This is a genomic window from Cellulomonas triticagri, from assembly GCF_003696205.1.
GTDB classification, from domain to species: Bacteria; Actinomycetota; Actinomycetes; order Actinomycetales; family Cellulomonadaceae; genus Cellulomonas; species Cellulomonas triticagri.
The window spans coordinates 1-3,194 of sequence record NZ_RFFI01000213.1; the positions used below are offsets into that span (position 1 = coordinate 1).

The window sequence follows — 3,194 nt, forward strand, 5'->3', positions numbered from 1 at the left end:
CGGCGCGGCGGCGGCGGGAGCCGACGGCGCAGCCGGGGTCGGGGCGGCCGGCTTGGCCGCGGCCGGCTTCGGGGCGGGCTTGGCGCCGCCACCGGCCGGGTAGGTGTCCCGCAGCTTGCGGACCACCGGGGGCTCGATCGTCGAGGACGCCGAGCGGACGAACTCACCGAGCTCGTTGAGCTTGGTCATGAGCGACTTGCTGTCGACTCCGAGCTCCTTGGCGAGCTCGTAGACGCGGACCTTGGCCACATCTCTCCCTGTCTCGGTCCGCCCGGACAGGGTCGGACCGTCGTTAGTGCTGGGTACTCATCGCTGGGTACTCACTGGTGCGTGCTCATCGGGCAGCCATCGGCTCTTCGACCCGCTTTCCCTGTTCGACGGTGCACATGTGTCCACCGGGCGGCGCCCGGCGGGATCGGTCTCCCCTAGTCGTCCCCGAGGTGCTCCCGCACCGCGGACGTGTCCAGCGGACCTGCGAGACGCAGGGCACGCGGGAACGCACGACGGCGCTCGGCGAGCTCGAGGCAACGAGGATCGGGGTGCAGCCACGCCCCCCGGCCCGGCAGCGCGCGACGCACGTCGACCACGACCGCGGGATCACCCGCGTCCGTCGTCGCCGCGACCACGCGCAGCAGGACCGACCTCGGGCCGGCGTTCCGGCACCCCACGCACGTGCGCACCGGGCCCACGACGACCTCCGCCGCGGTGTCCGCTGCGGGGGGTCGGGGGTGGCGCCTGCTCGGCGAGGAGAGCCGGGCGTCCGGCCCAGCCGCATGCAGTCTAGCGCGCGCGCTCACTCGTCTCGACCGGCGACGGCCTCGTCCTCGCCGTCACCGCTGGTCCGGGCACCCTCGACGGCGATCTCGGGCGTGTCCTGGGCGTCCGAGCGGATGTCGATGCGCCACCCCGTCAGCTTCGCGGCGAGCCGGGCGTTCTGGCCCTCCTTGCCGATCGCGAGCGACAGCTGGTAGTCCGGCACGACGACCCGCGCGGCGCGCGCCGCCGGGTCCACGACCGTGACGGACAGCACACGCGCCGGCGACAGGGCGTGCGCCACCATCTCCGCCGGGTCGTCCGAGTGGTCGACGATGTCGATCTTCTCGCCGTGCAGCTCCGCCATCACCGCGCGCACGCGGGCGCCGAGCGGACCGATGCAGGCGCCCTTCGCCCCGAGGCCCTGCACGCGCGAGCGCACGGCCATCTTGGTGCGGTGCCCGGCCTCGCGGGCGAGCGCCGTGATCTCGACGTGGCCGTCGGCGATCTCCGGGACCTCGAGCTCGAAGAGCTTGCGCACGAGGTTCGGGTGCGTGCGCGACAGCGTGATCTGCGGGCCCTTGGCGCCGCGGGACACGTCGAGCACCAGCGCGCGGATCCGCTCGCCGTGCACGTACTTCTCCGTGGGGACCTGCTCGTGCGCGGGCAGCACGGCCTCGGTGCCGCCGACCTCCACGAGCACGACCCGGGGGTCGCGGCCCTGCTGGATGACGCCGCCGAGGACCTCGCCCTCCTTGCCGCGGAACTGCCCGAGCACCTGGTCGTCCTCGGCGTCGCGCAGCCGCTGGACGATGACCTGGCGGGCCGTCGCGGTGGCGATGCGGCCGAAGCCGTCGGGGGTGTCGTCGAACTCCGGGCCGGTGACCGTCGTGGTCGGCGGGACCGCCGTCACCACGCCGTCCTCGCCGTCCGCCGCGTCCTCGTCCACCTGCGGTGCCGGGACCACGGTGCGCTCGCGCGCCCACACGGTCACGTGGCCCGAGCGGCGGTCCAGCTCGACCCGGGCGTCCGGGCGCGCATCCGGCGTGCGGTGGTAGGCGGACAGGAGCGCCTGCTCGATGGCCGAGACGAGCACGTCCAGGCTGATCTCCCGCTCCCGCTCGATGAGCCGCAGCGCCTGCATGTCGATGTCCACGTCAGTCCTCCTGGCCTCTCGGCCCGTTGCCACGGGTGACGCCGTCGGCACCCTCGTCCTTGCTGTCCTTCACGAGCTCGACCTCGACGCGACCCTCGCGGACCTCCGCGAGGAGCACGCGCACCGGGTCGCCCACCTTCGCCGGGCGGCCCTTGACCCCCGGCGTCACGGGCGTCACCACCACGGCGTCGCCGCCGTCGCTCGCGGTCTCGACGTCGACCAGGCGGCCGGCGAGCGCGGTGCCGTCGACCCGCTGCAGCGTCACGAGTCGGCCGATGGCGCGCACGTAGTGCCGGCGGGCGGTCAGGGGCGCCGTCGCGCCCCGGCTCGACACCTCGAGCGTGTACCGCTCCGGCAGGCCGTCGAGGTCGTCCAGCGCCGCGGACACCGTCCGCGACACCTCCGCGACCGCGTCGAGGTCCACCTGGTCCTCGGCGTCCTCGACCGCGTCGACCACGACGCGCACCACCTGGCGGCTGCCGTCGCGCGCGAGCTCGACGTCCTCCAGCCACAGCCCGGCGGCGGCCACCACCGGCTCGATGGTCTCCCTGATGCGCTGCGCGCTGACGGGCGCGGGCATGCTGACCTCCTGTGTCGGTCCTCGGTCGTCTGGGTGCGGTGCGGCCCTCGCCGCGCGCACGCCACCACCGGGACGTCGACGCTGTGTGGTTGTCGGGTCCTGCGCGTGCTGCGGCGCGCGGCGCTGCCGCGTGCTGCCACCAGCGTACTGACTCCGGCGGCGCGCACCCGACGTACGCCGCGTGACGTGCCCGACGTGGGAGGATCACCGGCGATGTCCACGGTCCCCGCCCCCCGCCCGCCGCGCGCGCACCGGCGCACCGCCGCCGTCGCGCTCGCCGCCGTCACCGCCCTGCTGCTCGCCGGGTGCGGGCTGCGCTGGGAGACCGACGCGACCGCCGAGCCCGCGCCGGACGCCGCCGAGACGCTGCGCCGCGACGCCGTCGACGACGCGCTGGACCTCGCGGCCGCCGCCCGGGGTGCCGGTAACGGGTCCGACGCCGCTGTCGCCCCCGTGCTCGACGCCGTCGCCACCACCGCGGACGTCCAGGTGGACGCCCTCGGCGGCGTCTACGAGTCCGGTCTGCCGGTGCCCGAGGGCTCCCCGACCCCGACGCCCGCGCCCACGTCCGTCACGGCGACGCCCGCGGAGGTGCTGACGTTGCTCGGCGAGGCCGCGTCGCAGGCGCGCGACGGGGCCCGCCGGGCCGAGGACGCCGGGCTCGCCCGCCTGCTCGCGTCCGTCGCCGCGTCCCGCGCGCAGCTC

Annotated in this window: 5 protein-coding genes; 1 reads left to right on the top strand and 4 read right to left on the bottom strand. The window is 75.7% G+C overall.

Annotated features, from left to right (window positions below; translation table 11 throughout):
* The 4 genes from EBM89_RS20105 to rimP all read right to left on the bottom strand — a co-directional run.
* Positions 1-249: translation initiation factor IF-2 N-terminal domain-containing protein (locus tag EBM89_RS20105; RefSeq protein WP_147463645.1), on the bottom strand; the 249-nt coding region annotated here is incomplete at its 3' end.
* 176 nt (positions 250-425) lie between these two features.
* Positions 426-797 (bottom strand): YlxR family protein, encoded by a 372-nt coding sequence (locus tag EBM89_RS20110; RefSeq protein ID WP_122151350.1) that lies wholly within the window; start codon positions 795-797, stop codon positions 426-428.
* The gene (gene nusA, locus EBM89_RS20115; RefSeq protein ID WP_122151351.1) at positions 794-1,909 is read right to left on the bottom strand and encodes a transcription termination factor NusA; all 1,116 of its coding nucleotides are present in this window, start codon (positions 1,907-1,909) and stop codon (positions 794-796) included. Before nusA ends, EBM89_RS20110 begins: the two co-directional genes overlap by 4 nt.
* 1 nt (position 1,910) lies before the next feature.
* A complete protein-coding gene (gene rimP, locus EBM89_RS20120; RefSeq protein ID WP_122151352.1) occupies positions 1,911-2,489 on the bottom strand; it encodes a ribosome maturation factor RimP in 579 nt (192 codons plus the stop codon).
* 213 nt (positions 2,490-2,702) lie between these two features.
* Here rimP and EBM89_RS20125 point away from each other — a divergent pair.
* The coding region (locus tag EBM89_RS20125) for a hypothetical protein (protein ID WP_439647213.1) at positions 2,703-3,194 on the top strand (492 nt) is incomplete at its 3' end.

Excerpts from the sequence above, each read along its gene's own strand:
- rimP (WP_122151352.1), bottom strand. The coding sequence starts at position 2,489 with ATGCCCGCGCCCGTCAGCGCGCAGCGCATCAGGGAGACCATCGAGCCG.